Source organism: Rhodoferax sp., assembly GCF_030646845.1.
In the GTDB taxonomy this organism is placed as follows: Bacteria; Pseudomonadota; Gammaproteobacteria; order Burkholderiales; family Burkholderiaceae_C; genus Rhodoferax.
Map to the genome: position 1 here is coordinate 35,127 of NZ_JAUSLE010000048.1, position 25,232 is coordinate 60,358.

Sequence of the window (25,232 nt, forward strand, 5' to 3'; positions counted from 1 at the left end):
CGCGCCATGCTTCAGAACGAGTTTCCTTTTGAGAATCCGCTAACACCCAGCCCGGTGGCATCGGGGCCTGTGCGGCCCAGCGCCCGCTTCATGCTGTCGCACCCGGCGCACTTCATTGCCATGGGTTTTGGCTCCGGCCTGAGTCCGGTGGCGCCCGGCACTGCCGGCACCCTGTGGGCCTGGCTGGCCTTCCTGGCGCTGCAACCCTGGATGAACGACACGCGCTGGGCCATCCTGCTGGCTGTCTCGCTGCCGCTGGGCTGGTGGGCCAGCACGGTGACTGCCAGGAACATGCGCGTGCTCGACCCCAGCAGCGTGGTGTGGGACGAGATTGCCGCTTTCTGGCTGATCCTCTGGCTGGTCATGCCGACCGGCTTGTGGGGCCAGCTGGTGGCGTTTGGCCTGTTCCGCTACTTTGATGCGGTCAAGCCCGGGCCCGTGCGCTGGGCCGACCAACTGTTTCATCACGTCAATGTGGCGACCGACCGCGCCGCCTGGCGCAAGGCGGGCTTTGGCATCATGCTGGACGACGTGGTGGCGGCCGCTTGTGCCCTGCTGGTGATCGCCATCTGGAGATTTTTTCAATGACGCAGACGCTATCAGAAAAGGAGCTGCCAACGCCCGTTCTATGTGAGCTTTTGGCTGATTTGCTTCTGAAGAAAGAGCTGAAACTGGCCACCGCCGAAAGCTGCACTGGCGGCATGATTTCGGCCGCCTGCACCGACCTGGCCGGCTCCAGCAACTGGTTTGAACGCGGCTTCGTCACCTACTCCAACGACGCCAAGACCGAGTTGCTGGGCGTCGAAGAGCGGCTGCTCAAGCGCGCCGGGGCCGTCTGCGAAGGCGCGGCGCGGGCCATGGTGCTGGGCGCGCTGGCGCATTCGCATGCGCAAGTGGCGGTGGCGGTCACCGGCGTGGCCGGCCCCACGGGCGGCAGCCCGGCCAAGCCGGTGGGCACGGTCTGGTTCGGCTTTGCGGTGCCGGGCCAGGTCATCACCGAGAAATGTCACTTTGAGGGCGACCGCGCCGCGGTGCGGACTGCGACTGTGCAGCACGCCCTGACGCGGCTGGTGGAGTTGCTCGGCTGAGCAAAGCGGTCGGAGCGGGTTTCAGGCGCGGATGAAATCCTGCAGCCGTCGGCGCGGTGCCGGCGGCACCGGTGGTGCATAGCCCACGCGGGCCCACATCTGAACCGTCTGGCCCGGGCCGGCTGCACCAGCCAGCGCGTGGATCTCCTGGTACGGTTTTTCCTGCTCGGCATACTCCTGCAGGGCCTGCGACAGCGGCTGCATGGACAGGCCCTGCGCGGTGGCCGCCAGCTGCACCCGCGCATAGGCACGGCCCGCGTTGATTTGCGTCGCGCGGTCATTGCCTTCGCTCACCAGCCACAGGAAGCCCGGCGTGGCGTCCAGCGTCTTGCCGAAATCCCTGACCTGGCTGGTGGTGGCGTAATCGTCGGGCCCCGGCGCCTTGCTGCGGTCGAACAGGCCTACCCGGTCCAGCAGCACCACCATGGGATCCAGCAACGAGAGGCCATCGCGATGCGCCGCAACTTCGGACGCTCCCACGCGCAGCACGGCAAACGACTCCATGACGGTGCGCGGCGTGGTCAGCTCGATGCGCCAGGCCTGGGCCGCAATCCTGCGGTGCTCGGCCAAGCGGTCCGCCTGCTCGGGGCCGGCAAAGCCAAAGCGCAGCGGATGGGGCTTCACCGCCGCCAGCATCGCTGCCCAGGCCCCGGCCGGTACCGGCCGCGCGAGGTCGTAGGCGCTGCGGTTGGTGTGGCGCCGCAGAATCTGGGCAAACAAGGGGTCTTTCTGCACCGACGCATCGGGCGACAAGCGGATGCGCGCCACCGGGCGGCCATCCAGTTTCTCAGCGCCAAACACACCCTGGGGAAACAGCGCCACGTCGGCGCGCAAGCCGCGCTCCCGGGCGGCCAGGTCCAGCAGCTCCAGAAAGGTGCCGTGGCTCATCATGATCTGGCGCGATTGCGGATCGGTCTGCGGCAGCAGGCGTTTCAAGTCGCAGCTCAACAGAATCTCGTTGGGTGTGCCCAGGTCGACGACCCACGACTGCAGGTTGTGCGAGTGCGGCGCCAAAATGGCGTAGCTCAGCAACCAGCGCCGCACATCGCCGTCGGGCGCCGCATCGCGGCCGGGCCCCTGCCAGGCTTCGATGGCCTCAGCGGGCATGCCGGCGCTGCAGCCCGACAGCCCCGCGCTGGTCACCGTTGCGGCGGCAATGGCGCCCCCGCCGGCGATGCGAATGAAATGGCGGCGTTGCATGATGGGGTCTCCAAAAAAAGAAATGACGCCAGCATCATGCAAGCGCTGGCGGCGTCCGCACTTGAGGCGGCGCAAGAACGGTGAGGCCCAGATCAGCCAGCGCGGCCTGCGCTGCCAGCGCCAGGGGCGTGTGGGGTTCAGGCCCGATCAGGGCGGTGAGTTTGTCATTGGCCAGGGTATGCGGGGTGCGCCACAAATAGCGCATCTCCACCAGAGCCGCCCAGGTGGGGACAAACCAGGCGCCCAGGCGCAGCAGCGGCCAGGGCAGGCTACGCCGCTTCACGTGGGCGCCGGGCTTGATCCAGCCCTGGTCCTGCGCGAGCGGCTCCAGTGCCTCCAGCCACTGTTGCGCGGTGATGCTGTAACCGGCGAAATGAAAGACCTCAAAAGGCCGCAGCTGCGCGCGCTTGCACGCCACGGCAACAAAGGTGCGTGCCAGATCGGGCAGGTAGGCCCAGGCCGTTGCCACGTCGCCCCGGGCGGGGTAGGTGAAGACGCCTTTGTGGATGGCCCGCACGATGACCGAGTTGAACCAGCTGCCGCGGCCGCTGCCAAAAAAATCGCCGGCACGGATGACCACGCCGCGCACGCCGGCGTGCTGCAACTGCGCCTCCATGGCGATACGGATCTGGCCCTTGACCGTCTGCGCCGCCTGGGGTGTCTCTTCGCGCAATACCGGGGGCATGGCGGCACCAAAGTTGTAGACATTGCCGGGCACCATCAGCGTGGCATCCAGCGCGCGCGTGACGGCAATGGCGGCATCCATCATCGGCGCCACCTGTGCGCGCCAGGCCTGGTGGTTGTAGGCCGGGTTGAGGGCATGCACCACCACGGCGGCACCGTGCGCTGCGGCGCGCAGTGCCGGGGTGTCGTTCAAATCAATGCCCAGCCACTCGATGCGCGTGTCCGCTGGCACAGCGGCGCCAGGGCGGATTTGCCCCAGCACCCGCCAGCCGGCATCGGCAAAGGCGCGGCCGGCTGCCAGGCCAAAACGTCCACGGGCGCCCAGAATCAGAACCGTTGCTTGCATGACTTCATCTCCCTTGAGTTGATCGATGGCTGAATTGTCAAAACAAATGGCTTGCCCCACAATTGCATAAATGTTTATACCAGCGATGCATTTGTGAATACCTCGTGGCAGCACGGCTTTGACTGGAACCTGGTGCGCTCCTTTCTGGTGGCCTTGGACCAGGGCAGCTTGCTGGGTGCGGCGCGGGTGCTGGGAATCAGCCAGCCGACGGTGGGGCGGCATATCGCCGAACTGGAGAGCCAGCTCGGGGTGGTGCTGTTCGAGCGCACCGGCAGAGGTTTGTTGCCAACGGCCACGGCGCTGCAGCTTTGTGAAGCGGCGCGGGGCATGGAGGCCGGTGCCCTGCAGCTGGCGCGCACCCTCTCGGGTGTGCAAACGCAGACTGCCGGCACCGTGCGCATCACGGCCAGCGTGCCGGTGGCCGTCAATCTGATGCCCCCCTTGCTGGCCCGCATGCGCCTGGCATTACCCGACATACAGGTCGAACTGGTCTCCAGCAACCAGGTCAGCAACCTGCTGCGTCGTGAGGCCGACATTGCGGTGCGCATGGTGCGGCCGGACCAGTCTTCGCTGGTCGCCCGAAAAATCGGCGAGGTGGGCCTGGGCGCCTACGCGCATCGCAGCTACCTGGCGCGCCGCGGACCCCTGCGTAAACCCACCGATCTGCTGCACCATGACCTCATCGGCAGCGACACCGACACAGCCATCCTGCAGGGCTTTCAGGCCATGGGTTACCCGGTCACGCGCGAGGTGTTTGTGCTGCGCAGCGACGACTTCATCGTGCAGTGGCAGGCCGTACGCGCGGGGCTGGGGGTAGGCTTCTGCGCGGATTACCTGGCACGCCATGAGCCGGACGTAGTGCAGGTGCTGCCGGGTCTGCTGAAAATACCGCCACTGCCCATGTGGCTGGCGGTACACCGCGAGATACGCACGAACCGCCGCATCCGGGCGGTCTACGATTTTCTCGCGCAGGCCCTGCCGGACGTGATTTGAAAATTTGCCTTAACCTTCGACCATGAACATCAATCAGAACACCCTGACCCTGCGCCACGATGCGTCGGGGCAAAAAGCGCGTCCAGCCGGGAGGTCAGCATGAACTGGTTTGAAGGGTTTGAGACCCGTCACTTCGACGTCAATGGCGTGCAGATCTATGCGCGAGTCTCGGCGGGTCTGCCGGGCGACCGTCCGGCCCTGCTGTTGCTGCACGGTTTTCCGCAAACCCACGCCATGTGGAACCGCGTTGCGCGGCAACTCGGTCGGGACTACTACCTGGTCATGCCCGATTTGCGCGGCTATGGCGACTCCTCCAAGCCTCCTGGCTTGCCGGATCACAGCAACTACAGCAAGCGCACCATGGCGCAGGACATGGTGGCGGTCATGGATGTCCTGGGGGTTGACGGATTTGATCTGTGCGGACATGACCGGGGAGGGCGCGTGGCCCACCGGTTGGCCACCGATTTTCCCGCACGCGTCAAGCAACTGTGCGTCATTGACATTGCGCCCACGCTGGATATGTACAACGCGACCGACTTTGAATTTGCCTGCGCCTACGACCACTGGTTCCACCTGATCCAGCCCGCGCCCCTGCCGGAGACCATGATCAACGGCAGCGCGCTGGCCTATTTGCACGCCAAGCTCGGCGGCTGGGGCTCGCGCGGCCTGGACTACATCGAGCCCGCGGCGCTGGCTGAATACGAGCGGTGCTTCAGCAATCCCGCCACCGTCCACAGCATGTGCGAAGACTACCGCGCCAGCGCCGGCATCGACCTGGCGCACGACCGCGAAAGCCGCGCCCGGGGCGACAAAATTGCCTGCGACCTGCTGGTGCTGTGGGGCGAGCGCGGCGTGGTGCAGCGCCTGTTCAAACCACTGGCGCTCTGGCAGGCGCAGTGCGCGGGCAAGGTGACCGGTCAGGCTATGGCGGCCGGGCATTTCATTCCGGAAGAATTGCCGCTACCCACTGCGGCAGCGTTGCTCGATTTTTTTGGGCAGGACAATTAAGAATTTCGGTCCGCACCCATTCGACTGGTCTGCGCCCAATGAAACCTCAGATCGCCGCTAACGGGGCATCGGGGAGCCGGTACACGAGGTATTCACGTTGGGCATCAGGTCAGGCCGCTCCAGTGCGCTCAACCCAATAGACGAACCAAGCCATAGAGGGAAAGTGCTCCGGATATCACCAGGAGTGCGGTTTTTGCTGAGCGGGCGCCGACCAGTGTTCCGATGACGCTGCAGGCGAGGATGGCGCCGAGGATGTAGGTTGTTTTCATGCACCCAATGTTAAGGCCTCGCCTGCCCGATTTCTGCCCGTCCCTGAAGCACTCAAGTCGCGCCGTGGCACTTCTTGTATTTCTTGCCGCTGCCGCAAAAACACGGGTCGTTGCGGCCCGGCGTTTGCGGCTGACGCCGGGCCGGCCGTCGGCCAACAATGGGCCTTGGCGTGTTATCGAGTGCCGAACACTGCTGTACCGTAAGTACGACTTCCTTCCATGGCCGTCACCAGTAGTTGTGTTTTGCCATTGGCTAAGGGATACGCAACAGCAATGCCTGATCCAGCCTGACCCGGTAGGGCACACGGTGCCGCACCAAACGTCAATGCGACATTGAACACATTTTTGCCAGATGCTCGTGGCGTGACTGTTCCTGCGAATTGACATCCAGACGAGCCCGCTGCCGTGAATGCACCAGTGGACGCAACATTCAATGTGACTGTTTCACCAGTCAAGGTGGTGGTTGACCATGAACCCGACACAGTTGCCAAAGATGCAGGTGTGCTGTAGTTGTAGAGTGAGCCAGCGATTGGACCGCCGTTAAATGTGACAGGACCTGCTGTTGTGGAAACCGTCCCCGCAATCGTCCCGGCGGTTGCGTTGTACGTGGCACTTGCAGTGCCAGCTGCAGCCGGTCTGAAACCAAAATCTTTCACATTTGCCGACGTGAAAGTGCCGTTATTCGATGTCCCCAACCCTTGAACAAAGCCTGCGACACCAAATGCTGTTGGCGTTGATATGCCGTACATAGACCAGAATTCGCCGTTTTCCAGTACCAGCATTTGAAATGCACTACTAGTACTGCCTGTCAGCGTACCACCGTAAACACCTTCAGCCGATGGCGTTGCCACCGCTGCAGTTGACGTTTCGCCGCCACCACCACCGCACGCAACCAACGTCAATGCACTTAGTGCTATCGCAAGAATTCTCATGTGAACCTATTCCTCTGTGATATTTTTCTAACCGCTTCACTTCCGCACTCAGAATGAATGCTTGGCCTCGTATTGGACTGAAGTTCCGCCAAGTCATGTTACCTAGACCGACATCACGAAACTATCCCCCGTTTGGGGGATGTAGGCATACCAATTGATTTCTTGTCGCGCTGGGTTGAAGCAACCGGTGTATCCGGTGTGTCTATTGAGACTGATGCTGCAACACAAACTCGCTGCAATTCACATGGATGCCACTGCACCCGCAGTGTCATGCTGGCTCAGCTCGCGCCGTGGCACTTCTTGTATTTCTTGCCGCTGCCGCAAAAACACGGGTCGTTGCGGCCCGGCGTTGCCTCTTTGCGCACAGTCTCCACGCGGGGACCGAAGTTGCGCCACAGTTCATGCAGGTCGTAGACCGCCCACACCGCATCGGCGAACGCGTTCAGGCGTTTGAGACTGACGCTGGGCGGCCCGTCGTCTTCAAAGACGGACATCGTGGCGGGCTCGGTATCGTCTTCGGTCAGGGCGACGATGGCCTCCAGCGCCGCGTTCAGCCACTTGACGGCTTCCTTGTCGCGCGGCGCGGCCCACTCGTCAGGCCAGGACTCGACGGCAAACATGAAGCCCAGCGCCCACACCTGGCCAAATGAAGGCACCTCATCCATGTCAATGGCCGCACGCTCATCTTCCGGCAGTGCCGCGATGGCGCCACGCACATCCATCACCTCAGGCTGGTAGGCGGCCTCGTCGTCCAGTCCTTCGATTTCGGCATTGAGTGCCTGCGTCACTTCATTCCAGCGCCGTGTCCACAAGTCCATGAATCGCTTGTGCTGGGCGTCATCGGCAAACGAGCCCTCGTCCTCCGCATCCTCGCCGCCAATGCCCAGCAGCACCGGCAGGTACTCCGACGACGGGATGACACGGCGGCAGCAGATCAGCGCCGCCATGAAGCCTTCGCAAAACTCCCACTGCGGCGTCTCGTCGTAGCGGGTGCGAAGCTCGTCCAGAATGGTGTCGATTTCGTCAAACTCGTCCGGGCTCAGCGGCTCTGGCGTAAGGACAGGCGCGGCATCTGCAGCGTTCGCAGGGGAAGGGGGGATTTCTTGGTTCATGTTCGCGGTCTGGCGTTGGATTGGGGAATACCCGCATTTTGCCCTGCCACCATCGACTGGCTGCAAAACGCAGGGCTCAGACACCGCCGCTGCCCTAGCACAACCGGCCTCTGCCAGACCGGGATACGCCCTTACTTCAGGCCTGCAGCGCGGGCGTCTTCTGCCATCTTGCGCTTGAAGAGGAGGATGAAAAACACGCCCATTCCGAGCATGAATGCAATACCGGCAATGCTCATCAAGCCATAGTCAGTCGTAAAAAGGTCGGTCAGCAGTTTCATCGTCGTGGCTCCTTGAAATTCAACAGTTCCACTATGAGCCGCTCTGGGGGTCGATGTCCATGACCTGCGTCAACCGTTTATGTTTGATCAGGTGGCAATCCGGTCCAGCCAGAAAGGCGAGAGAGATCCGGGCGGGTGCCTATCTTTCACCGGCAGACGCTACAAAATCAATAGCTGTGTACGCCCGCACGCCAAGGGCTAGCAGGCGTTTTTTCATACAGAGCACGGCGCGGTCCTTGCTTAGGAGCACGGTTTTGTGGGCGACGGCGAGGTCGATGAATTTCTGGTCGTCCGGATCCCGGCAGGTCACGCTGGCTTTGGGCGCCAGATCGACCAGTCGCACCTGGGTGTCAAACTGCGCCAGCACGTCGCTGGCCGCGATCTGGTGGAACGCGAGGCGCACCATGATCTTGGGGTAGGTCAGCACGCGCTCCAGCTCATCGCGCATGGGCTGCGTGGCCAGCCACTGGATTGTTTTGGATGCCAGCGCCACCTTCAGCGGCTGGGCGTCCGGGTCATCAAAGACGAAGGCGTCCAGGACAATGTTGGTATCCAGGACGATCATTTGACCCGCGCCGAGCCCTTCACCATGTCGAAGCGGAACATGCGGCACTCAATGGGGCCGTTCCACATTGGCACGCGGCGCGATTCCTTCAGGCGCATCTTGCTGGGCAGCTTGAGGTCGGGCGTCAGCACCCAGGCCGTCCAGCCGGGATAGTTCTTCTTCCAATGCGTCGCCAACTGGCTGAAGAACTCACCGCCGTCTTCGGTATGCGCCAGTTCGCGCGCGCCAAAGCGGCCCTCCTGCGCGTCAACCTCGAAGTCCGCTGCGTTGTGCGCCCCTTTCGCCACACCCGCCACCTCGATGCGCTCGCCGTAGGGTGGGTTCAGCAGCATGACACCGGGTGTCTCACAGGGCGGCATGCGCTGCAGGGCATCGCCACCGCGGAACTCGATCACGTCGGCGACGCCGGCGCGCTGCGCGTTGCGCTGCGCAAAGTCGACCATGCGGTGCGCCACGTCACTGCCAAAAATAATGGGTTTTTGGCCGGGTTCGCGCACCACTTCGGCGTCAGCAGCTTCTTTCTTCATGGCATCCCACTCCGCACGGCGAAACGGCAAATACTTCTCGAAGGCGAATCGACGGCGGCTGCCGGCGGCGATGTTGCAGGCCATCTGCGCGGCTTCAATCGCGATCGTGCCGCTGCCGCAGCAGGGGTCATACAAGGGCAACAAATCTTCATCCCCGTCGGCCCAGCCACTGGCCGCGATCATGGCGGCGGCCAGGGTTTCCTTCAGGGGCGCATCGCCTTTGTCTTCGCGCCAGCCGCGCTTGAACAGCGGCTCGCCCGACGTGTCCAGGTAGAGCGAGCAGTGGTCGGTGGTCAGGTGGGTGTAGATGCGGGCATCGGGCCACTGGGTGTTGACGTCGGGGCGCACACCGCCCGCGGTGACGCGGAAGCGGTCGCACACGGCGTCCTTGATCTTGAGTGCTGCAAAGTTCAGCGAGGTCAGCGGGCTGTGCTGTGCCGTCACCTCCACCTTGATGCTTTCCCGTGGCGTGAACCAGCGCTCCCATGCCACCTCGCTGGCGGCGCGGTACAGGTCCTGTTCGCTGCGGTACTCGGTAAACGACAGCAGCACCAGCACGCGCTGGGCCAGGCGGCTGTAGAGGTTGAGCAGCATCGCATGCGCCAGCGAGGTGCGCACGGCGACCCCGCCGCGCTGCTTGGTCACGCAGCCCGGCGGCAAGCCGGTGATGCGCAGCACTTCAGGTGCCAGGTAGTCTTCCACGCCGGCGGCGCACGGCAAAAATAATTGAAGTTGGTTCACAATGCTTTTCTCAAGGAGGCGGGGGCAATCCGGAGCCCCTCGCGGTATTTGGCCACGGTGCGGCGTGCACACTCGATGCCCTGCTCTTTGAGCATCTCGGAAATCTGGTTGTCACTGAGCGGTTTTTTCTCGCTCTCGGCGCTGATGAACTGCTTGATCAGGGCTCGCACTGCCGTGCTGGACGCGTTGCCGCCCGAGTCGGTGCCCAGGCCGGAGCCAAAGAAATACTTGAGCTCGAAGGTGCCGAATGGCGTCGCCATGTATTTGGCGGTGGTCACCCGGCTGATGGTGGACTCGTGCAGGCCCAGCTCGTCGGCAATTTCACGCAGCACCAGCGGGCGCATGGCCAGCTCACCATGGGTGAAGAAGTTCTTTTGCCGCTCCACGATGGCGTTGCTGACCCGGAGAATGGTGTCGAAGCGCTGCTGGATGTTCTTGATGAACCAGCGCGCCTCCTGCAGGCGCTGCTGCAGCGCGGCATAGCTTGCCGCGTCGCTGCCGCCGCCCTTGTGCTGCTTGAGGGCATTGGCGTAGATGTCGTGCACCCGCAGGCGCGGCATCACATCCGTATTGAGTCGCACCTGAAATTTGGCTTGCGCACCTTTGCCGACCTTGATGACCAGCACGTCCGGCACGACGACGTTGCGCTCCACATCGACAAAACGCCGTCCCGGCTTGGGCTCCAGGCGGCCGATGAGCGCAATGGCTTCGCGCACGGCGGCATCAGAGGCGCCGCACAACTGCACCAGACGCTTCACGTCACGCCGGGCCAGTAACTCCATGGGTTGGGCGCAAATGCGCAGGGCGACATTCGCCGTTGCCTTCTCTTTCGGGGCCGAACCGCCCCGCTGCAGCAGGGCCTGCAACTGCAAGGTCAGGCACTCAGCCAGATCCCGCGCACCCACGCCTGCAGGCTCCAGGTTTTGCAGCAGGGACAAGGCCACCGTGAAGTGGTGCACCAGTTGTTCGATCTGCGCTTCATCCTTGCCGGCCAGTCCCTCGGCCAGTGAGGTGAGTGAGTCTTCCAGGTAACCGTCATCATTCAGCGACTCGATCAGGAATCGCAGCGCCGCACGGTCTTCTTCACTCAGGCGCAAGGCCAGCGCCTGTCGATGCAGGTGGGCCTGCAGCGACTCCTGGGTGCGCGCCATCTCGGTCACGTCGGCGTCTTCGTTGCCGTTGAGGTTGTTGTTGTGCGCCTTGGCGTCGCCACCCCACTCGCTGTCGTCGGGGGACATCACCGCATTGCCGTCGCCGTCCCAGCTCTGTCCATCGTCTGCTGAGAGTGGCGTGACTTCGTTGTCAGATTCGTTGCTAACCCTTGTCTCGGTTGTGTACTCTGCTACTGAATGTGTCGCAGATTCTGCGTCAAGATCGTCATTGCGAACCGGCGTGTCGGCCTGCGCCAAGCCAAACTCCTCGCGCGGCGGCTCGTCGGCGCCAAGCTCCAGAAACGGGTTCTCATCCAGCATCTGGTCAACCTCCTGGCTGAGCTCCAGCGTCGACAGCTGCAACAACCTGATGGACTGCTGCAACTGCGGCGTTAGCGCCAGGTGTTGTGAAACACGAAGTGAAAGACCCTGTTTCATCTACATCTTGAAGTGTTCACCGAGATACACGCGACGCACATTCGCATCATTGACGATCTCGGAAGGGGTGCCCTGCGCCAGCACGGTGCCATCGCTGATGATGTAAGCATGGTCACAGATGCCCAGCGTTTCGCGCACATTGTGGTCGGTGATCAATACCCCGATGCCCCGGTTCTTCAGGAAGCTGATGATGCGCTGGATCTCGATCACGGCGATCGGGTCGATCCCCGCAAACGGTTCGTCCAGCAGGATGAAGCGCGGCTGGGTGGCCAGCGCGCGCGCAATCTCCACCCGGCGCCGCTCACCGCCTGACAAAGCCAGCGCCGGCGTCTCCCGCAGGTGTTCCACCCGCAGATCCTGCAGCAGACCGGTCAGGCGCCGTTCGATCTCTGCCTTGGCCAGGGGTTTGCCCGACTCGTCATGCTGCAACTCCAGCACCGCCCGCACGTTGTCTTCCACGTTCAGTTTGCGAAAAATGGACGCTTCCTGCGGCAGGTAACTCAGGCCCAGCCGGGCCCGCTGGTGGATGGGCATGTGCTCCACCGACTGCCCATCAATGGTGATGTCACCCGCACTGGCGTGCACCAGACCCACGATCATGTAGAACGATGTGGTTTTGCCGGCGCCGTTGGGACCCAGCAGGCCGACGATCTCGCCTTTGCGCACTACCAGGGACACATCCTTGACGGCCTTGCGGCTGCCATAGAACTTCTGCAGGTGACTGACTTCGAGCCGGCTTTCGCCACTGGCGGCGTCGATCCGGGAAGGGGTCACACTGACGGCAAGGTCTTCGGTCACTTCTTCTCCCCGCCTAGAGTCGTGGTGGCGCGAAGCGCTGGGGCCGGCGCTTGCGGCGCTGTGGCGTTGGCCGGCGGAACTGCCGTCGCCGCGTCAGGCTTTGGCGTCAGCATGGCCCGCACGCGCCCGGCCGGCGCACCCGGGCTACTCTTGGCTACTGAGCCGTCGATGGTGAAGACGTCTGTGAGGTTGTTGTAAACAATCACGGCACCGGTCATCTCATCATTGAGCTTGGCACCCTGATAGCGACGCAGCTGCGCTGTTTTGATGAACTTCACTGTGTCGGCCCGGCTGTCGTACTCAATGATCTCGCCTTCGCCCTCAATGAATTCATCCACGCCTTCCCGTTTTTGCCGGAAGAACGCGAGCTTGCCCGGCTCTGCGGTCACTACGCCCAATTGATAACCCTCGGCATCCTGGCGTACGTCGATCCTGGCGCCGCGGATCAGGATGGTGCCTTTGGTCAAAACCACCCGTCCGGTAAAGACACTGGTCTGGTTCAGATCGTCGTGCCGCAAGGCATCCGCTTCCACATTCATGGGCTTGTTGCGGTCGGCTTTTTCGGCGTTGGCCCAACCCCCGGAAAGGGCCAAGGCCGCGATCAGAAGCAGGGGGGGGAGTGGTGATTTCATAAAGGCACGAATCTTGCATTAACGACTTGTTTCTTCATTGTAACGACCAGATTCAGTGTGTTACCACCCGGACAGCACCCGGGCGGTCCTGATCACGAGATTGTTTGAGACGGTCGGGAAATCATGCCCAGACAATGGACCCATCTTGCGCTGATTCAGCGGCGGGCGCTTGAGCTAACGCAAGGGCGCGTTACCCCGGACGCGAGCTGGCTGCAGAGCCGCTTTTGGGCTCGTGCCGCGTTGATGTCGGCGGGGTCAGTTCATCGGCCGCTGCGGATGCCTGCGGCGAGAAAATCCACGATCTGCAGGGCGCGATCCATGTTCTTGGCGAGTGTGCCATCGGTGTAGAAACGACCTGCCACGCCGAGTGCGGGAACGCCCTCGACCTTGTAGGCGTTTTGCAGCTGGGTGCCACGCGTCGCCTTGGTCGCGACCGAGAATGAGTTGTAGTGCTCCAGGAACTTCGCTTTGTCCACGCCTTGCTTGGCCACCCAGGCGGCGATGGCGTCGGCCCGGGCCAGGTCTTGTCTTTCAACGTGAATGGCGGCAAACACCTTGCGGTGCAGCTGGTCCACCAAACCCATGGCCTCCAGGGCATAGAACAGGCGCTGCTGCGGCACAAAATCGTCGCGGAAGGCAACCGGCACCCGTCGCACCGCAAGGTCTTTGGGCGCGCGTTTGATCCAGGCATCGAGTGCCGGCTCAAAGGTATTGCAGTGGGGACAGCTGTACCAGAAGAATTCGATGACTTCAATCTTGCCGGCAGGAGCGTCCACGGGCACCCGCTTGTCCAGCGCCAGATAGTCTTCGCCTGCTTGCGGGGCTTTGCCCTGAACCTGGGCCGGGGTAGTGGTCTGGGCCCGTGCTGCTGGCAATACCAGTGCACCTGCCGCCAGCGCGACGCCACCGGCAAGGGAAAAATCACGACGCTTCATCTTCAAACACTCCTGTTAAATCAATCAGACCAGGTCAACCATGGAAAGTTCAGCGCCGCCGCAGCTATCGCTGCACCCTTACCAAGGCCGTCTCCATGCCGGCAGACTCCAGTCTTTCCTTGGTCCTGTCGGCATCCTCTTTTTTGTCGAAGGGGCCGACACGTACCCGGTAGACCGTGCGGCCCGACTGTTCACGTTCAGATACTTTGGCTTCCACGCCACTGAGTGACAATTTGGCCCGCTGACTTTCCGCGTCTTCAGGGGTGCGAAAGGCTCCGACCTGAACGAAGTAGGCGAACGGCTCAGCCGTGGTGCCAGACGAGCGCGCTTTGGCCAGATCACCCAGGGGGTCTGCAGACACAGCCGGCTTCACTTCGGTTTTCGGCGCGGGGCCTGGCGCCGCGCCGACGTCAGGCGTTGGCGCAGGCGCTGTCACCGCTGGTGCGGCCGGTTTGGCTGGATTTTTCCCGTACAAGGGGGCGTTGGGGTCCCAGTTCTTGTTCTTCTGGGTCTCCGCAACATCCTGATCAACGCTGCGACTTTGCCCTTTGTTGACGAACGGAATCGGGACCTTGGTGACGTAGACGGCAACCGCCAGCGCCGCTCCGAGGCCTACCACTACCCCAATGACGAAGCCCAGAATAGTTCCACCGCGTTGCTGTTTCATGTATTGCATTTCAATTTCAATTTACATTTTTTGCGGGGCACTCACACCCAGCACCGCCAGGCCATTGTGCAGCACCTGCGCCGTCGCGGCGACCAGTGCCAACCGGGCCCGTTTCACCGTTTCATCATCCACCAGAATACGTTCCGCGTCGTAATAGCTGTGGTAGCAGGCGGCGAGTTCGCGCAGGTAAAAAGTCACGTCGTGCGGTGCAAAATCCACGGCCGCGGCGGTCAGCATTTCGGGGTACCGGGCCAGCAGCAGCATGAGGGCCTGGGCCTGCGGGCTCTGCAGGGGCGTGAGGTCCACATCCTGGAGCGTGGCCACGTCGCCACCCCACGCCGCGAGCACCGAACAAATCCGGGCATGCGCGTACTGCACGTAGTACACCGGGTTGTCGTTGTTCTTGGCCACCGCCAGATCCACGTCAAAGGTGTATTCGGTGTCAGGCTTGCGGCTGAGCAGAAAGAAGCGCACGGCGTCCTTGCTGGTCCAGTCGATCAGGTCGCGCAGCGTCACATAGCTGCCGGCCCGCTTGGAGATCTTCACTTCCTCACCGCCGCGCACCACGCGCACCATCGTGTGCAGCACGTAGTCCGGGTAACCTTGCGGGATGCCGACGCCGGCGGCTTGCAGGCCGGCACGCACCCTTGAGATAGTGCCGTGGTGATCGGTGCCCTGAATGTTGACCACCTTCTCAAAGCCCCGTTCCCACTTGGTGATGTGGTAGGCCACATCCGGCACGAAGTAGGTGTAGGTGCCGTCGCCCTTGCGCATGACGCGGTCCTTGTCGTCACCATACTCGGTCGACTTCAGCCACAGCGCGCCATCGTGCTCGTAGGTCTTGCCGGCGTCGTGCAATTTCTTCACCACGTCATCGACCTTGCCGCTCAGGTACAGGCTGGACTCCAGGTAGTAGTTGTCGAACCGGACGGAGAACGCCTTCAGGTCCAGATCCTGCTCGTGGCGCAAGTAAGCCACGGCGAACAGGCGGATATCGTCCAGCGCCTCCACGTCACCCGAGGCGGTGTATTCGCGGTCGTCCGAGTGGACGGTCTTTTTCGCCAAGAAGTCGGCCGCAATGTCGGCAATGTAGTCGCCGTTGTAGGCTTGTTCGGGCCACTCGGGGTCGCCCGGCTTGAAGCCCCTGGCGCGCAGCTGGGTGCTGGTGGCGAGCGTGCCAATCTGAACCCCGGCGTCGTTGTAATAGAACTCGCGGTACACCTCCCAACCCTGGGTCTGGTACAGGTTGCAGATGGCATCGCCCAAGGCGGCCTGGCGGCCATGCCCCACGTGCAGCGGACCCGTCGGATTGGCCGAGACAAATTCCACCAGCATGCGGTGGCCGGTTGTGGCCTGGCCGCCAAAGCTTGAGCCGCGCGCCAGCACTTCACGCACGATTTGCTGCTTGGCCTCGGGCTTGAGCCTGATATTGATGAAGCCGGGGCCGGCAATATCGATCGCATCAACCCAGCGCTGAAAAGGGGCTGCTGTCAGCAATGCGGCGCGCAGATTTTCAGCCAGTTGGCGCGGGTTGAGCTTCAGCGGTTTGGCCAGCTGCATGGCGGCTGTGGTGGCGAGGTCGCCGTGGCTGGCCACCTTGGGCGACTCAAAGGCGGCTTTGGCACCTGCTCCGGGGGACAGGTTTTCCAGCGCATGGCGCAGGGCTTCGAGCAATTCAATTTTTACAGACAACATGATTTCATTTTACGGGGCGAGCCGGTCGCGCCCAATCGGCGCAACGGTAACGCTTTGTCTTCAGGTTTGCCAATCGGCGCGTTGTGTGTTCGAATTCCGGCCGGAATCTCCCTCCAAACCCGCTTTTAAAGGAAACACAATGAAGAAGTTTTTGACCCTCCTCGCTTTGGGCTTGTCCCTTTCCCTCGGTGCTGCCCACGCCGCGGACGACAAGGCCGCCACCAAGCAGCAAAGCAAGATGGGCATGTGCAACAAGGAGGCGGGTGACAAAAAAGGAGATGAGCGAAAAGCCTTCATGAAAGAGTGTTTGAGTGCCAAACCTGCGGCCGCAAGCCCGGCTTGTGAGAAGTCCGCCGCGGACAAGAAGCTCGCCGGCGCCGCGAAAAGCAGCCACATCAAGAAGTGCATGGCCGATGAACAGGCCGGCGCCAAGCCGGAAGCAGCGGCGAAGCCCGAAGCGGCCGCCAAACCAGCGGCTGCAGCGCCCGCAGCGAAGAAATAAGTCGTTCGCATAAAAAACCCCGCCGGTCTTGCCCGGCGGGGTTTTCTTTTGGCATGATGCGGCCATGATTTCTCGTTCTGACCAGCCCCTCTCGATCTCTTGCGTCATTCCCGCCTTCAACGAAGCGCGCAATCTGGGCACCGTGGTGCCGCGGATTTTGGCGACACTCACTGCCCTGAGCGACCGCATTGAGTTGATTGTGGTGGATGACGGCAGTCGCGACGACACCACGCAGGTCATGCAGACCCTGTGCGCCGCCCACCGTGAAGTGGTCTATCTCAAGCTCTCGCGCAACTTCGGCAAGGAGCCCGCGCTCACAGCCGGCATCGATGCCACCCGGGGCGAGGTCGTGATCCTGATGGACGCCGATGGCCAGCATCCGGTGGCTCTGCTGCCTGACATGCTGCAGAAATGGCGGCAGGGCTCGGACGTGGTGTACGCGGTGCGAAAAACCCGCGAAGACCAGTCGGGGCTGCAGGTGAGCCTGACCGGGCTTTTCTACAAGATGGTCAATTTCGGCAACCGCGTGCAAATTCCGGCCAATGCGGGCGATTTCCGGCTAATGGACCGCAAGGTGGTGGATGCCCTGAAGAGCCTGCCCGAACGCAACCGGTTCATGAAAGGGCTGTACGCCTGGGTCGGTTTCAACAGCACGGCCATCGATTACCAGCCGTTGCCTCGCGCGGATGGAAAAAGCAATTTTGGTCTGCGCGGGTCGCTTTCGCTGGCGCTGACCGGGATTCTGGCGTTTTCCATTGCGCCCCTGCGGGCGTTGACGCTGGTCGGGTTGGTACTGTCAGCACTTGCCCTGGGCTATGGCAGCTGGGTGGTGGTGGACTATTGGGTTAACGGCATCGCGGTCCCCGGCTATGCCACGATCGTGGTTGGCATGATGTTCTTCAGCGGCATCCAGCTGCTTTCCATTGGCGTGCTGGCTGAATATGTGGGCCGGATTTACGAAGAGGTCAAACAGCGGCCCGCCTACCTCATCAGCCAGCGTGAAGGCGGCGGGCTGATGCCGCGCGTACCGGCGCCCGGGGCCATGGGATCGCCCTCGGCCCATCAGGAAACGTCCCTGCTTTGAGCGCGTCAACTTTGTGGTTTCTCGCCGTCGGAGGCGCCGCCGCCCTGACGCACATGGGGGTCTTTGCGCTGACCCAGCATCAGATGTGGCCCGAACTGGCCAATGCCCTGGGCTTCTGCGTTGCCTTTGTGGTGAGCTTTGCCGGACACCGGCTGCTGAGTTTCAAGGATGCGGGCACCAGCGTGGGCACCAGCCTGCGCCGGTTTGCCATCACCGCACTGGCCGGCTTCGCCAGCAATGAAGCCGTCTTTATCGTACTGTTGCGCGCCCTGGACTGGCCTTCGCTGCTGGCGCTATTTATTGCTCTGCTGTTTGCAGCCGGGCAGACCTTTTTGCTCAGCCGCTTTTGGGCCTTCCGCCGGTGACGCCGTGGCGGACTGGTAAAGCGACCAGCCGGCACCCTGGTAAAAAAGCTTCCAGCCCGTCAGGCCCTCGGCTATGCGGTTGCCGGTCTGCGTGGCAAACCAGTTTCCTGGCACGGCACCGGCCTTGGCCAGTTCTTCAGGCGACTGCAAAAGCCTGGCAGCCTGCGCATCAAAATCCGCCCCTTCAAACAACTCGCGCTGCCAGCCGTCGCCCACCTGTTGACGCAAGGCGGCCCAGTTCCCCAGCACGACCATGGGGCGGGTGGTTTGGGCATAAAACGGCAGGTCGTAGGGAAATGCATCCGACACGTAGACCGTGTCCGAGGGCCGGGCGGCACAGGCCAGCGCCTGGGCGATGTCCTGCGAACGCCCGGTGCGGGTGACGTCGCCCACCTTGAGGACCAGGGTGAGGGCGATGGCGACGTTCAGCAGGCACAAGCCGACAAACACGAGCCCGGCGCGGGCGCGGTGCGCCATGACGCGCTCCCAGCCCAGTGCCGCCAGCAGTGCCAGCGCCGGCATCACCGGCAGCACATAGCCCACCAGCTTGGAATTGGGAATCGAGAAGAAGGCGACGATGGCCGCCACCCAGATCCAGCACAGACTCCACCATGCCTTGGCCAGCGGTGCCGCCGCGCCCGATGTCTGGCTGGTCTGCCGGCGAAGCTGGTTCAATGCAAAGAACACCCAGGGAAACAGCAGCAGCACCAGCGACGCCAGGTAAAACCACCAGGGCTGCGGGTTGTTGTAGGTCGTGGCGGTGTACCGTTTGAAGTGCTGGTTGATGAACATGTAGTCAAACAGCTGCGGGTACTTCTGCTGGGCGACGACAAACCACGGCAGCGCAATCACGGCAAATAGCGTCAGGCCGCTGAGCCACGGCAGGTAAAGCACTTTCCTGAACTGCCGGGTCCAGACCAGCCAGATGAAAATCACCAGGCCCGGCAGCGCAATGCCGATCAGGCCCTTGCTGAGCATGCCCATGGCGCAGGCCACAAAGCCCAGCCGCGCCAGTGTGGCATTCGGTTTGTCCCCCGCCATGAAGGCAAAGGCAAAACACCAGATGGCCACGCCGATCCATGATGCCACCGCCATGTCGTGGTTCACATACTGGCCACCCACCAGAAAGGTCATGCTGGTGCCCAGCATGAGGGCGGCGCGGCGGGCGATCTGCTCCGTACTGATGGTTCGCGCCGCCAGGTACAGCACCACCAGCATCAGGCCGACGTGCAGCGCGGGCACCAGGCGCAGGGCCAGTTCGTTGACGCCAAAGGTGGCCAGCGACATGGCCTCCAGCCAGTAGACGTAGGGCGGCTTGTGAAAGAAAGGAATGCCATTGAGGCGCGGGGTGAGCCAGTCGCCGCTTTGCAGCATCCAGCGTCCGATCTCGCCGTAGCGCCCCTCGTCGGGCACCGCCAGCGGCCGCATGGCGGCCATCAGCAGCAGCAGCAGCCAGAGCCCGGCCAGCGTCAGCCAGGATTTTTTTCGTTCGTTCAGGGAGGTATTCACCAACGAATTTTAGCGGTCAGCGTTGCGATCCTGATCCTGTACCCCGCTACTGTGAAACACCGCGAACCAGCTGGACGCCGGCGTGCGCCAGCGCCTGGGGGAAGTCCGCGCTGCCCAGGTAGGCAAACTCCCGTGCGCGCGCCGCGCCGATGGCATCGCCGACCTCATCCGCGAGCGCCGGGTGGCACATGATGATGCTGCGCGCCGGGGCGGCGTGCAGCCAGCCCGCCATCAGACTGGCATAACGTGCCCCATCGCCAGAGAAATCATATATGCCCAACAAGGCCGCAGCCCCCGTTATTCCTGCCTTGGTAGCTATCGTTTCAAGAGCAGAAGCGCCCATCGCGGCGATCACCCGGCTTTTCAGATCGGCCGATGCCGCTGGCGCGCGCGAAATCCGCACATACGGCGTGTGATCGCTTTTGCCGCCGTAGCGGCTGGCCAGCGCCTGCACCAGCGCTTCGCGAATGCCGGCAAACTGCTGCACATGCTGGTGGCCGTCCACAAAGTCGGGCGGTGCCATCCACTGCGCCTCAAACGCGTCCAGCTGGCGCTCGATCACGCCGCGCGCTGCGGTTCGGTCAAAGCCGCCGAGCGCGGCTTTGAGCATGGCCGCGCGCAGCGACTTGCCGTGCCCGGCGGCGATGGCAAAGTCACTGGTCCAGTCCAGGTGCAAACCGACGTCGATGTGCCCACGCACCTCCTGCAACAGGGCGACATCCTGCGGCCAGCGCGGCGACAACACCATGGCGCTGGTTGCACTGAGACGACCCAGCGCTGCCAGTGCGGCAATACCCCGCGAGGCGCTCTCATGCACCGCGAAGTCGTCAGCGCACAGGATCACGCCCCTCAAGCCCATTTGATCGGGGGCGCTCATTGCGCCTGCCAAAACCCGGACTCGCCGAAATGGTGCTTGAGAAAATCAACCCACAAGCGCACACGCAAGGGCAAATGCTTGGCGTGAGGGAACACCGCGTAAATGCCGTTGGGCGGCGCTGCAAAGTCCTCCAGCACCGGCACCAGCGCACCGGTTGCGACCTCCGCCGCCACCTCCCAGGTGCTGCGCCAGGCAATACCGTACCCTGCCACACACCAGTCATGCAGCACCTGGCCGTCCGAGCAATTCAGCGGGCCGCCGGGTTTGAGGTGAACGAGCTCATGGCCATTGCCTTTGGGCACCCGGAAGGCCCAGCCACGCGTTTGCGATGCATCGCTGGACATGGTCAGGCAGTCAAACTTGGACAAATCGTGGGGGTGGGCCGGTGTGCCGTGTTGCTTCAGGTAAGTGCGAGTCGCCACGCACAGCCGGCGATTGTCTGCCAGGCGCACGCTGACCAGGGATGAATCCGGCATGTCACCGACGCGAACAGCGCAGTCAAAGCCCTCGCCGGCCAGATCCACCACGCGGTCGCTCAGATTCAGCGAAATGGTGACATCGGCATGCAGCTCCCGAAAGCGCGGCACCAGTGGCGCCACGTGACGACGCCCAAACCCAGCCGGAGCCGTAATTCGCAAATGCCCACTGGCTTTCACCCCGCCAGCAGAAACGCTGGCCTCGGCATTGGCAATGTCGGTCAGCAAACGCTGGCAGTCTTCGAGAAACGCAGTGCCCTCATGCGTGAGCGAGATGCGCCGGGTGGTGCGCACCAGCAGTTTGACACCGAGGCGCTCTTCCAGGCCGTCCAGCCGGCGCCCCATGATGGCCGGGGCCACCCCTTCGGCATTGGCAGCGGCGGTCAGGCTGCCACGGGTGGCAACGGAAACAAAAGATTCAAGCTGCTTGAGTTTGTCCATGCCGGCAGATTACCTGCATAAAAGTCAAAAGACAACAGCTCAATATTTTTATTAGGTCATTTCCCGCGAGCCTGGCCACCGGTGGACTCATGCCACGGCGTGGCTCGCCTGCAGCGCCTCGATCGCCTGCGCGTTGTAACCCAGCCCCGCCAGCAACTCCGCCGTGTGCTCGCCCTTGGTGGGCGGGTGCAGGCGCACGCCCAGGCGCTGGCCGTCCATGGTGAACGGAAACAGCGTGGTCTGCGCTGTCTGCCCGGCCCGCTCACCGTCTGGCAGGGTGATATCGGCCAGGCCACCCGTTGCCAGCAGGTGTTCGTCATCGAACAGTTCTTCGGGCTTGCGAATGGGCGCGAACGGCAATTCACGCGCCTCCAGCAGGGCCGCCAACTCCGCCGCACTGCGGCTGGCCAGGCGTTCGCGCAGCAGGGGCAGGAGGGTGGCGCGCCCGCGCACACGGTCGTTGTTGGTGGCGAACTGAGGGTTGGCTTTGAGGTCACTGAAGCCCAGCGCATCGCAAAACGTCACCCACTGCGCATCGCTCACGGCTGCCAGGAAGATCTGTTCGCCGTCTTTCACGGTGAACACGTCATACACCGCCCAAGGCGAGATACGCGCGGGCATGGGCGCAGCGGGCTGGCCAGTGACGGCGTATTGCAGCATGTGCTGGCCCACGAGAAACACGTTGTTCTCGAACAGCGCACTCTGCACCTCCTGGCCGCGCCCGGTGATGCCGCGCTGGATCAGCGCGCCCAACGCGCCGATGGCGCCGAACATGCCGCCCATGATGTCGTTCACGCTGGTGCCCGCACGCAAGGGGTCACCGGGGCGGCCGGTCATGTAGGCCAGTCCGCCCATCATCTGCACCACCTCGTCGAGTGCCGTGCGGTGCTCGTATGGTCCTGGCAAAAAACCCTTGTGGGCAACATAGATCAGGCGTGGATTCACCTGCGACAGGGCGGCGTAGTCGAGCCCGTATTTGCCCATGGTGCCGGGCTTGAAGTTCTCGGCCACCACATCAGCCGTGGCCGCCAGCTTGCGCGCCACTTCGGCGCCTTCGGGCTTGTGCAGGTCAATGGCGATGCTTTTCTTGTTGCGGTTGAACATGGGGAAGAAGCCTGCGCCGGCACCCAGCAGGTGGCGCGTGCGGTCGCCGTCGATCGGCTCGACCTTGATGACTTCAGCCCCCATGTCGGCCAGCACCATGCCGCAGGTCGGGCCCATGACCATGTGGGTGAATTCAACGACGCGCAGACCGGCCAGGGGTAACGGGCGGGTGCCAGATGACAGACTATTCACTTCAGACCTCAGGTTGTTCGATGGTGACGCGCCGTCCGGGACGATGGCGGCCACTGGCCCTGGATTGTCCTTCCCGTGCACCGACGCGATTGCATCTATTTTTGTCATGGATAAACAGATTTATTGGAAGTCAATGCTTGGTGAGGTATCGAATAAAATGGAAAACTATAAGCATCAGCGCTCTCAGCGCACACCTTTTTCACCATCTTCCTCGATAAAGCCACACACCATGACCGAACGCACCCTCACGCACCGCCTGCAAGTCGCCACTGTCCTGCACCAGTTCATTGACACCAGGGTGCTGCCCGGCACCGGCGTCACCAGCGCCACATTCTGGAAGGGCTTCGATGCCCTGGTGGCCGATCTCGCGCCCAAGAACATCGCCCTACTGGCCGAACGCGACCGCCTGCAAACCGAACTGGACGCATGGCACAAGGCCAATCCCGGCCCGATTCAGGATATGCCGGCCTACCGCGCCTTTCTGGAAAAAATTGGTTATTTGGTGCCCAGCCCAAAGAAGGCCCGCATCACCACCACCAAGGTCGACGCCGAACTGGCCGTGCAAGCCGGCCCGCAACTGGTGGTGCCCGTGCTGAACGCCCGCTACGCCCTGAACGCCGCCAATGCGCGCTGGGGTTCGCTGTATGACGCGTTGTACGGCACGGACGTCATTTCTGAAGCGAAGGGCGCCAAGAAGGGCAAGAGCTACAACCCGGTGCGTGGCGCCAAGGTGATCGAATACGCGCGCCATGTGCTGGATCGCACCGCGCCCCTGCGTAAGGGCTCGCACGTCGACTCCACCAGCTACCGCATCAAGGACGGCAAGTTGGCGGTCAAGCTGGCTGACGGCAGCAACACCAGCCTGGCCAACCCGGCGCAACTGATCGGCTTCCAGGGCGAAGAGAAAGCGCCCTCCAGTGTGCTGCTGCAACACAACGGCCTGCACCTGGACCTGCAGATCAACCGCGCCACGCCGATTGGTGCCAGCGACCCGGCCGGCGTCAGCGACCTGGTGCTGGAAGCGGCGCTCTCGACCATCCTGGACCTGGAGGACTCGGTCGCGGTGGTGGACGCCGACGACAAGGTGCTGGCCTACAGCAACTGGCTTGGCATCCTGCAGGGCACGCTGACCGAGAGTTTTGAGAAAGGCGGCAAGACGCTCACCCGCGGCCTGAACACCGACCGTGTCTACACCCCGCCCTCCGGCAAAGGCAAAAAAGTGACGCTGCATGGCCGCTCGCTCATGTTCGTGCGCAACGTTGGGCACCTGATGACCAATCCGGCCATCCTGTACACCGACAAGGCCGGCGTGACGCGCGAAATCCCGGAAGGCATTCTGGACGCCGTGGTCACCACCACCATCGCCATGCATGACCTGAAGCGCACGGCCAAGGATGGCATCCGCAACTCGCGCAAGGGCTCGGTCTACATCGTCAAACCCAAAATGCACGGCCCGGTGGAAGTCGCGTTTGCCAACGAACTGTTTGGCCGCGTTGAAAAGATGCTCGGCCTACCCGACAGTACCGTCAAGCTCGGCATCATGGACGAAGAGCGCCGCACCAGCGTCAACCTCAAAGCCTGCATTGGCGCAGCGGCCAGCCGCGTGGCCTTCATCAACACCGGCTTCCTGGATCGCACCGGCGACGAGATGCACAGTGCCATGCAGGGCGGCGCCATGATCCGCAAGGGCGACATGAAAACCAGCGCCTGGATTGCAGCCTATGAGCGCAACAACGTGCTCGTGGGCCTGACCTGCGGCCTGCGGGGCAAAGCGCAGATCGGCAAAGGCATGTGGGCCATGCCGGACCTGATGAAAGACATGCTCAAGCAGAAGATCGCGCACCCGCTGGCCGGTGCCAACACCGCCTGGGTACCGAGCCCCACCGGCGCCACTCTGCACGCGCTGCACTACCACCAGGTGCTGGTGAGCGACATTCAAAAGCAAATGGAAAATGTCAAAGCCGACAAGGAGCGCGACACCTTGTTGCAGGGCCTGCTGCAAGTGCCGGTGGCGGCCAGCACCAACTGGAGCGCCACCGAAATTCAGCAAGAGCTCGATAACAACGCGCAGGGCATTCTGGGCTACGTGGTGCGCTGGATCGACCAGGGCGTGGGCTGCTCCAAGGTGCCCGACATCCACAACGTCGCGCTCATGGAAGACCGCGCCACGCTGCGCATCAGCAGCCAGCACATGGCCAACTGGCTGCACCACGGGGTGGCGAGCGCGGCGCAGATCACGGAAACCTTCGAGCGCATGGCGGCGGTGGTGGACCAGCAAAACGCGGGTGACCCGCTGTACCAGCCGATGGCCGGGCACTTTGACACCAGCATGGCCTACATGGCCGCCTGCGATCTGGTGTTCAAGGGCTTGAGCCAACCGAGTGGCTACACCGAGCCGCTGTTACATGGCTGGCGGCTGAAGGTGAAGGCGGCGGCCAAGGCTGTGGCCGTCTAAGGTCTGTATCAAATAGATAGCTGCTTACGCAATAGGGACGGGGGCTAGAGGCCGATTTGGCCTATAAGTTTGCTGATCCCGCCAGAGCGGCACCTTCGGGTGCCGTTTTTCATCCGGCGTTGCGAATCATCACCCCGTCCCGCGCCGCGGCGCCTGACTTGACCAATT

The 25,232-nt window shown here is 62.8% G+C and carries 26 protein-coding genes and 1 pseudogene; 8 read left to right on the plus strand and 19 right to left on the minus strand.

Annotated elements, in window-relative coordinates:
- Window positions 1-6: 6 nt before the first annotated feature.
- Both Q7T10_RS11145 and Q7T10_RS11150 read left to right on the plus strand, forming a co-directional pair.
- Complete coding sequence (locus tag Q7T10_RS11145; protein ID WP_304748183.1) at window positions 7-588, plus strand: phosphatidylglycerophosphatase A; 582 nt, start codon at window positions 7-9, stop codon at window positions 586-588.
- Window positions 585-1,088 (plus strand): CinA family protein, encoded by a 504-nt coding sequence (locus Q7T10_RS11150; protein WP_304748184.1) that lies wholly within the window; start codon window positions 585-587, stop codon window positions 1,086-1,088. The genes Q7T10_RS11145 and Q7T10_RS11150 overlap by 4 nt, the downstream gene beginning before the upstream one ends.
- A 21-nt stretch (window positions 1,089-1,109) precedes the next feature.
- On the opposite strand, the gene Q7T10_RS11155 is transcribed toward Q7T10_RS11150, so the two are convergent.
- Window positions 1,110-2,288: a twin-arginine translocation pathway signal protein gene (locus tag Q7T10_RS11155; RefSeq protein ID WP_304748186.1), complete on the minus strand. Its 1,179-nt coding sequence runs from the start codon at window positions 2,286-2,288 to the stop codon at window positions 1,110-1,112.
- A 34-nt stretch (window positions 2,289-2,322) separates the two neighbouring features.
- Window positions 2,323-3,318, minus strand: a complete 996-nt coding sequence (locus Q7T10_RS11160) for an NAD-dependent epimerase/dehydratase family protein (RefSeq protein WP_304748188.1) — start codon at window positions 3,316-3,318, stop codon at window positions 2,323-2,325.
- 93 nt (window positions 3,319-3,411) lie between these two features.
- On the opposite strand from Q7T10_RS11160, the gene Q7T10_RS11165 reads away from it, so the two are divergent.
- Both Q7T10_RS11165 and Q7T10_RS11170 read left to right on the plus strand, forming a co-directional pair.
- Window positions 3,412-4,311 (plus strand): LysR family transcriptional regulator, encoded by a 900-nt coding sequence (locus Q7T10_RS11165; protein WP_304748189.1) that lies wholly within the window; start codon window positions 3,412-3,414, stop codon window positions 4,309-4,311.
- Between the two features lie 99 nt (window positions 4,312-4,410).
- Window positions 4,411-5,319, plus strand: coding sequence for an alpha/beta fold hydrolase (locus Q7T10_RS11170; protein WP_304748191.1), 909 nt, complete (start codon window positions 4,411-4,413; stop codon window positions 5,317-5,319).
- A gap of 128 nt (window positions 5,320-5,447) precedes the next feature.
- On the opposite strand, the gene Q7T10_RS11175 is transcribed toward Q7T10_RS11170, so the two are convergent.
- From Q7T10_RS11175 to argS, 13 genes and pseudogenes are all read right to left on the minus strand, one after another.
- Complete coding sequence (locus Q7T10_RS11175; protein WP_304748192.1) at window positions 5,448-5,588, minus strand: hypothetical protein; 141 nt, start codon at window positions 5,586-5,588, stop codon at window positions 5,448-5,450.
- A 52-nt stretch (window positions 5,589-5,640) separates the two neighbouring features.
- Window positions 5,641-5,724 (minus strand): annotated as a pseudogene (locus tag Q7T10_RS11180) (SEC-C metal-binding domain-containing protein); the annotation flags it as partial.
- Between the two features lie 37 nt (window positions 5,725-5,761).
- Window positions 5,762-6,520, minus strand: a complete 759-nt coding sequence (locus Q7T10_RS11185) for a hypothetical protein (protein ID WP_304748195.1) — start codon at window positions 6,518-6,520, stop codon at window positions 5,762-5,764.
- Between the two features lie 278 nt (window positions 6,521-6,798).
- A complete protein-coding gene (locus Q7T10_RS11190; RefSeq protein ID WP_304748196.1) occupies window positions 6,799-7,632 on the minus strand; it encodes a UPF0149 family protein in 834 nt (277 codons plus the stop codon).
- Window positions 7,633-7,763: 131 nt separating this feature from the next.
- Window positions 7,764-7,910: a DUF3149 domain-containing protein gene (locus Q7T10_RS11195; RefSeq protein WP_304748197.1), complete on the minus strand. Its 147-nt coding sequence runs from the start codon at window positions 7,908-7,910 to the stop codon at window positions 7,764-7,766.
- Between the two features lie 139 nt (window positions 7,911-8,049).
- Window positions 8,050-8,475, minus strand: a complete 426-nt coding sequence (locus Q7T10_RS11200; protein ID WP_304748199.1) for a putative toxin-antitoxin system toxin component, PIN family — start codon at window positions 8,473-8,475, stop codon at window positions 8,050-8,052.
- Window positions 8,472-9,743, minus strand: coding sequence for a class I SAM-dependent RNA methyltransferase (locus tag Q7T10_RS11205; RefSeq protein ID WP_304748200.1), 1,272 nt, complete (start codon window positions 9,741-9,743; stop codon window positions 8,472-8,474). The genes Q7T10_RS11200 and Q7T10_RS11205 overlap by 4 nt, the downstream gene beginning before the upstream one ends.
- A complete protein-coding gene (locus Q7T10_RS11210) occupies window positions 9,740-11,332 on the minus strand; it encodes an RNA polymerase factor sigma-54 (RefSeq protein WP_304748201.1) in 1,593 nt (530 codons plus the stop codon). Before Q7T10_RS11210 ends, Q7T10_RS11205 begins: the two co-directional genes overlap by 4 nt.
- Window positions 11,333-12,130: an LPS export ABC transporter ATP-binding protein gene (gene lptB, locus Q7T10_RS11215; RefSeq protein WP_304748202.1), complete on the minus strand. Its 798-nt coding sequence runs from the start codon at window positions 12,128-12,130 to the stop codon at window positions 11,333-11,335.
- Window positions 12,127-12,762, minus strand: a complete 636-nt coding sequence (gene lptA / locus Q7T10_RS11220) for a lipopolysaccharide transport periplasmic protein LptA (protein WP_304748204.1) — start codon at window positions 12,760-12,762, stop codon at window positions 12,127-12,129. The genes lptB and lptA overlap by 4 nt, the downstream gene beginning before the upstream one ends.
- A 260-nt stretch (window positions 12,763-13,022) precedes the next feature.
- Window positions 13,023-13,697, minus strand: coding sequence for a thiol:disulfide interchange protein DsbA/DsbL (locus tag Q7T10_RS11225; RefSeq protein ID WP_304748206.1), 675 nt, complete (start codon window positions 13,695-13,697; stop codon window positions 13,023-13,025).
- A gap of 64 nt (window positions 13,698-13,761) precedes the next feature.
- On the minus strand, window positions 13,762-14,364 hold the full coding sequence (locus Q7T10_RS11230; RefSeq protein WP_304748227.1) for an SPOR domain-containing protein: 603 nt from the start codon (window positions 14,362-14,364) through the stop codon (window positions 13,762-13,764).
- A gap of 21 nt (window positions 14,365-14,385) precedes the next feature.
- Complete coding sequence (gene argS / locus Q7T10_RS11235; RefSeq protein WP_304748208.1) at window positions 14,386-16,059, minus strand: arginine--tRNA ligase; 1,674 nt, start codon at window positions 16,057-16,059, stop codon at window positions 14,386-14,388.
- Here argS and Q7T10_RS11240 point away from each other — a divergent pair.
- The 3 genes from Q7T10_RS11240 (at window position 16,058) to Q7T10_RS11250 (ending at window position 18,010) form a co-directional block, all read left to right on the plus strand.
- Window positions 16,058-16,561 (plus strand): PsiF family protein, encoded by a 504-nt coding sequence (locus tag Q7T10_RS11240; RefSeq protein ID WP_370653759.1) that lies wholly within the window; start codon window positions 16,058-16,060, stop codon window positions 16,559-16,561. The genes argS and Q7T10_RS11240 overlap by 2 nt on opposite strands.
- Window positions 16,562-16,625: 64 nt before the next feature.
- Complete coding sequence (locus Q7T10_RS11245; protein WP_304748210.1) at window positions 16,626-17,645, plus strand: glycosyltransferase family 2 protein; 1,020 nt, start codon at window positions 16,626-16,628, stop codon at window positions 17,643-17,645.
- Window positions 17,642-18,010 (plus strand): GtrA family protein, encoded by a 369-nt coding sequence (locus Q7T10_RS11250; protein ID WP_304748212.1) that lies wholly within the window; start codon window positions 17,642-17,644, stop codon window positions 18,008-18,010. The genes Q7T10_RS11245 and Q7T10_RS11250 overlap by 4 nt, the downstream gene beginning before the upstream one ends.
- On the opposite strand, the gene Q7T10_RS11255 is transcribed toward Q7T10_RS11250, so the two are convergent.
- From Q7T10_RS11255 to Q7T10_RS11270, 4 genes are all read right to left on the minus strand, one after another.
- Complete coding sequence (locus Q7T10_RS11255; RefSeq protein WP_304748214.1) at window positions 17,939-19,519, minus strand: glycosyltransferase family 39 protein; 1,581 nt, start codon at window positions 19,517-19,519, stop codon at window positions 17,939-17,941. The genes Q7T10_RS11250 and Q7T10_RS11255 overlap by 72 nt on opposite strands.
- A 46-nt stretch (window positions 19,520-19,565) precedes the next feature.
- On the minus strand, window positions 19,566-20,396 hold the full coding sequence (locus tag Q7T10_RS11260) for a ChbG/HpnK family deacetylase (RefSeq protein WP_304748218.1): 831 nt from the start codon (window positions 20,394-20,396) through the stop codon (window positions 19,566-19,568).
- Complete coding sequence (locus Q7T10_RS11265; RefSeq protein WP_304748220.1) at window positions 20,393-21,313, minus strand: LysR family transcriptional regulator; 921 nt, start codon at window positions 21,311-21,313, stop codon at window positions 20,393-20,395. The genes Q7T10_RS11260 and Q7T10_RS11265 overlap by 4 nt, the downstream gene beginning before the upstream one ends.
- Before the next feature lie 87 nt (window positions 21,314-21,400).
- Window positions 21,401-22,609, minus strand: coding sequence for a CaiB/BaiF CoA-transferase family protein (locus Q7T10_RS11270; protein ID WP_304748221.1), 1,209 nt, complete (start codon window positions 22,607-22,609; stop codon window positions 21,401-21,403).
- A 229-nt stretch (window positions 22,610-22,838) separates the two neighbouring features.
- Between Q7T10_RS11270 and Q7T10_RS11275 the strand changes: the two genes are divergently transcribed.
- Window positions 22,839-25,064 carry a malate synthase G gene (locus Q7T10_RS11275; protein ID WP_304748222.1) on the plus strand — a complete coding sequence of 742 codons (2,226 nt, stop codon included), beginning with the start codon at window positions 22,839-22,841 and terminating at the stop codon, window positions 25,062-25,064.
- Window positions 25,065-25,232 lie beyond the last annotated feature (168 nt).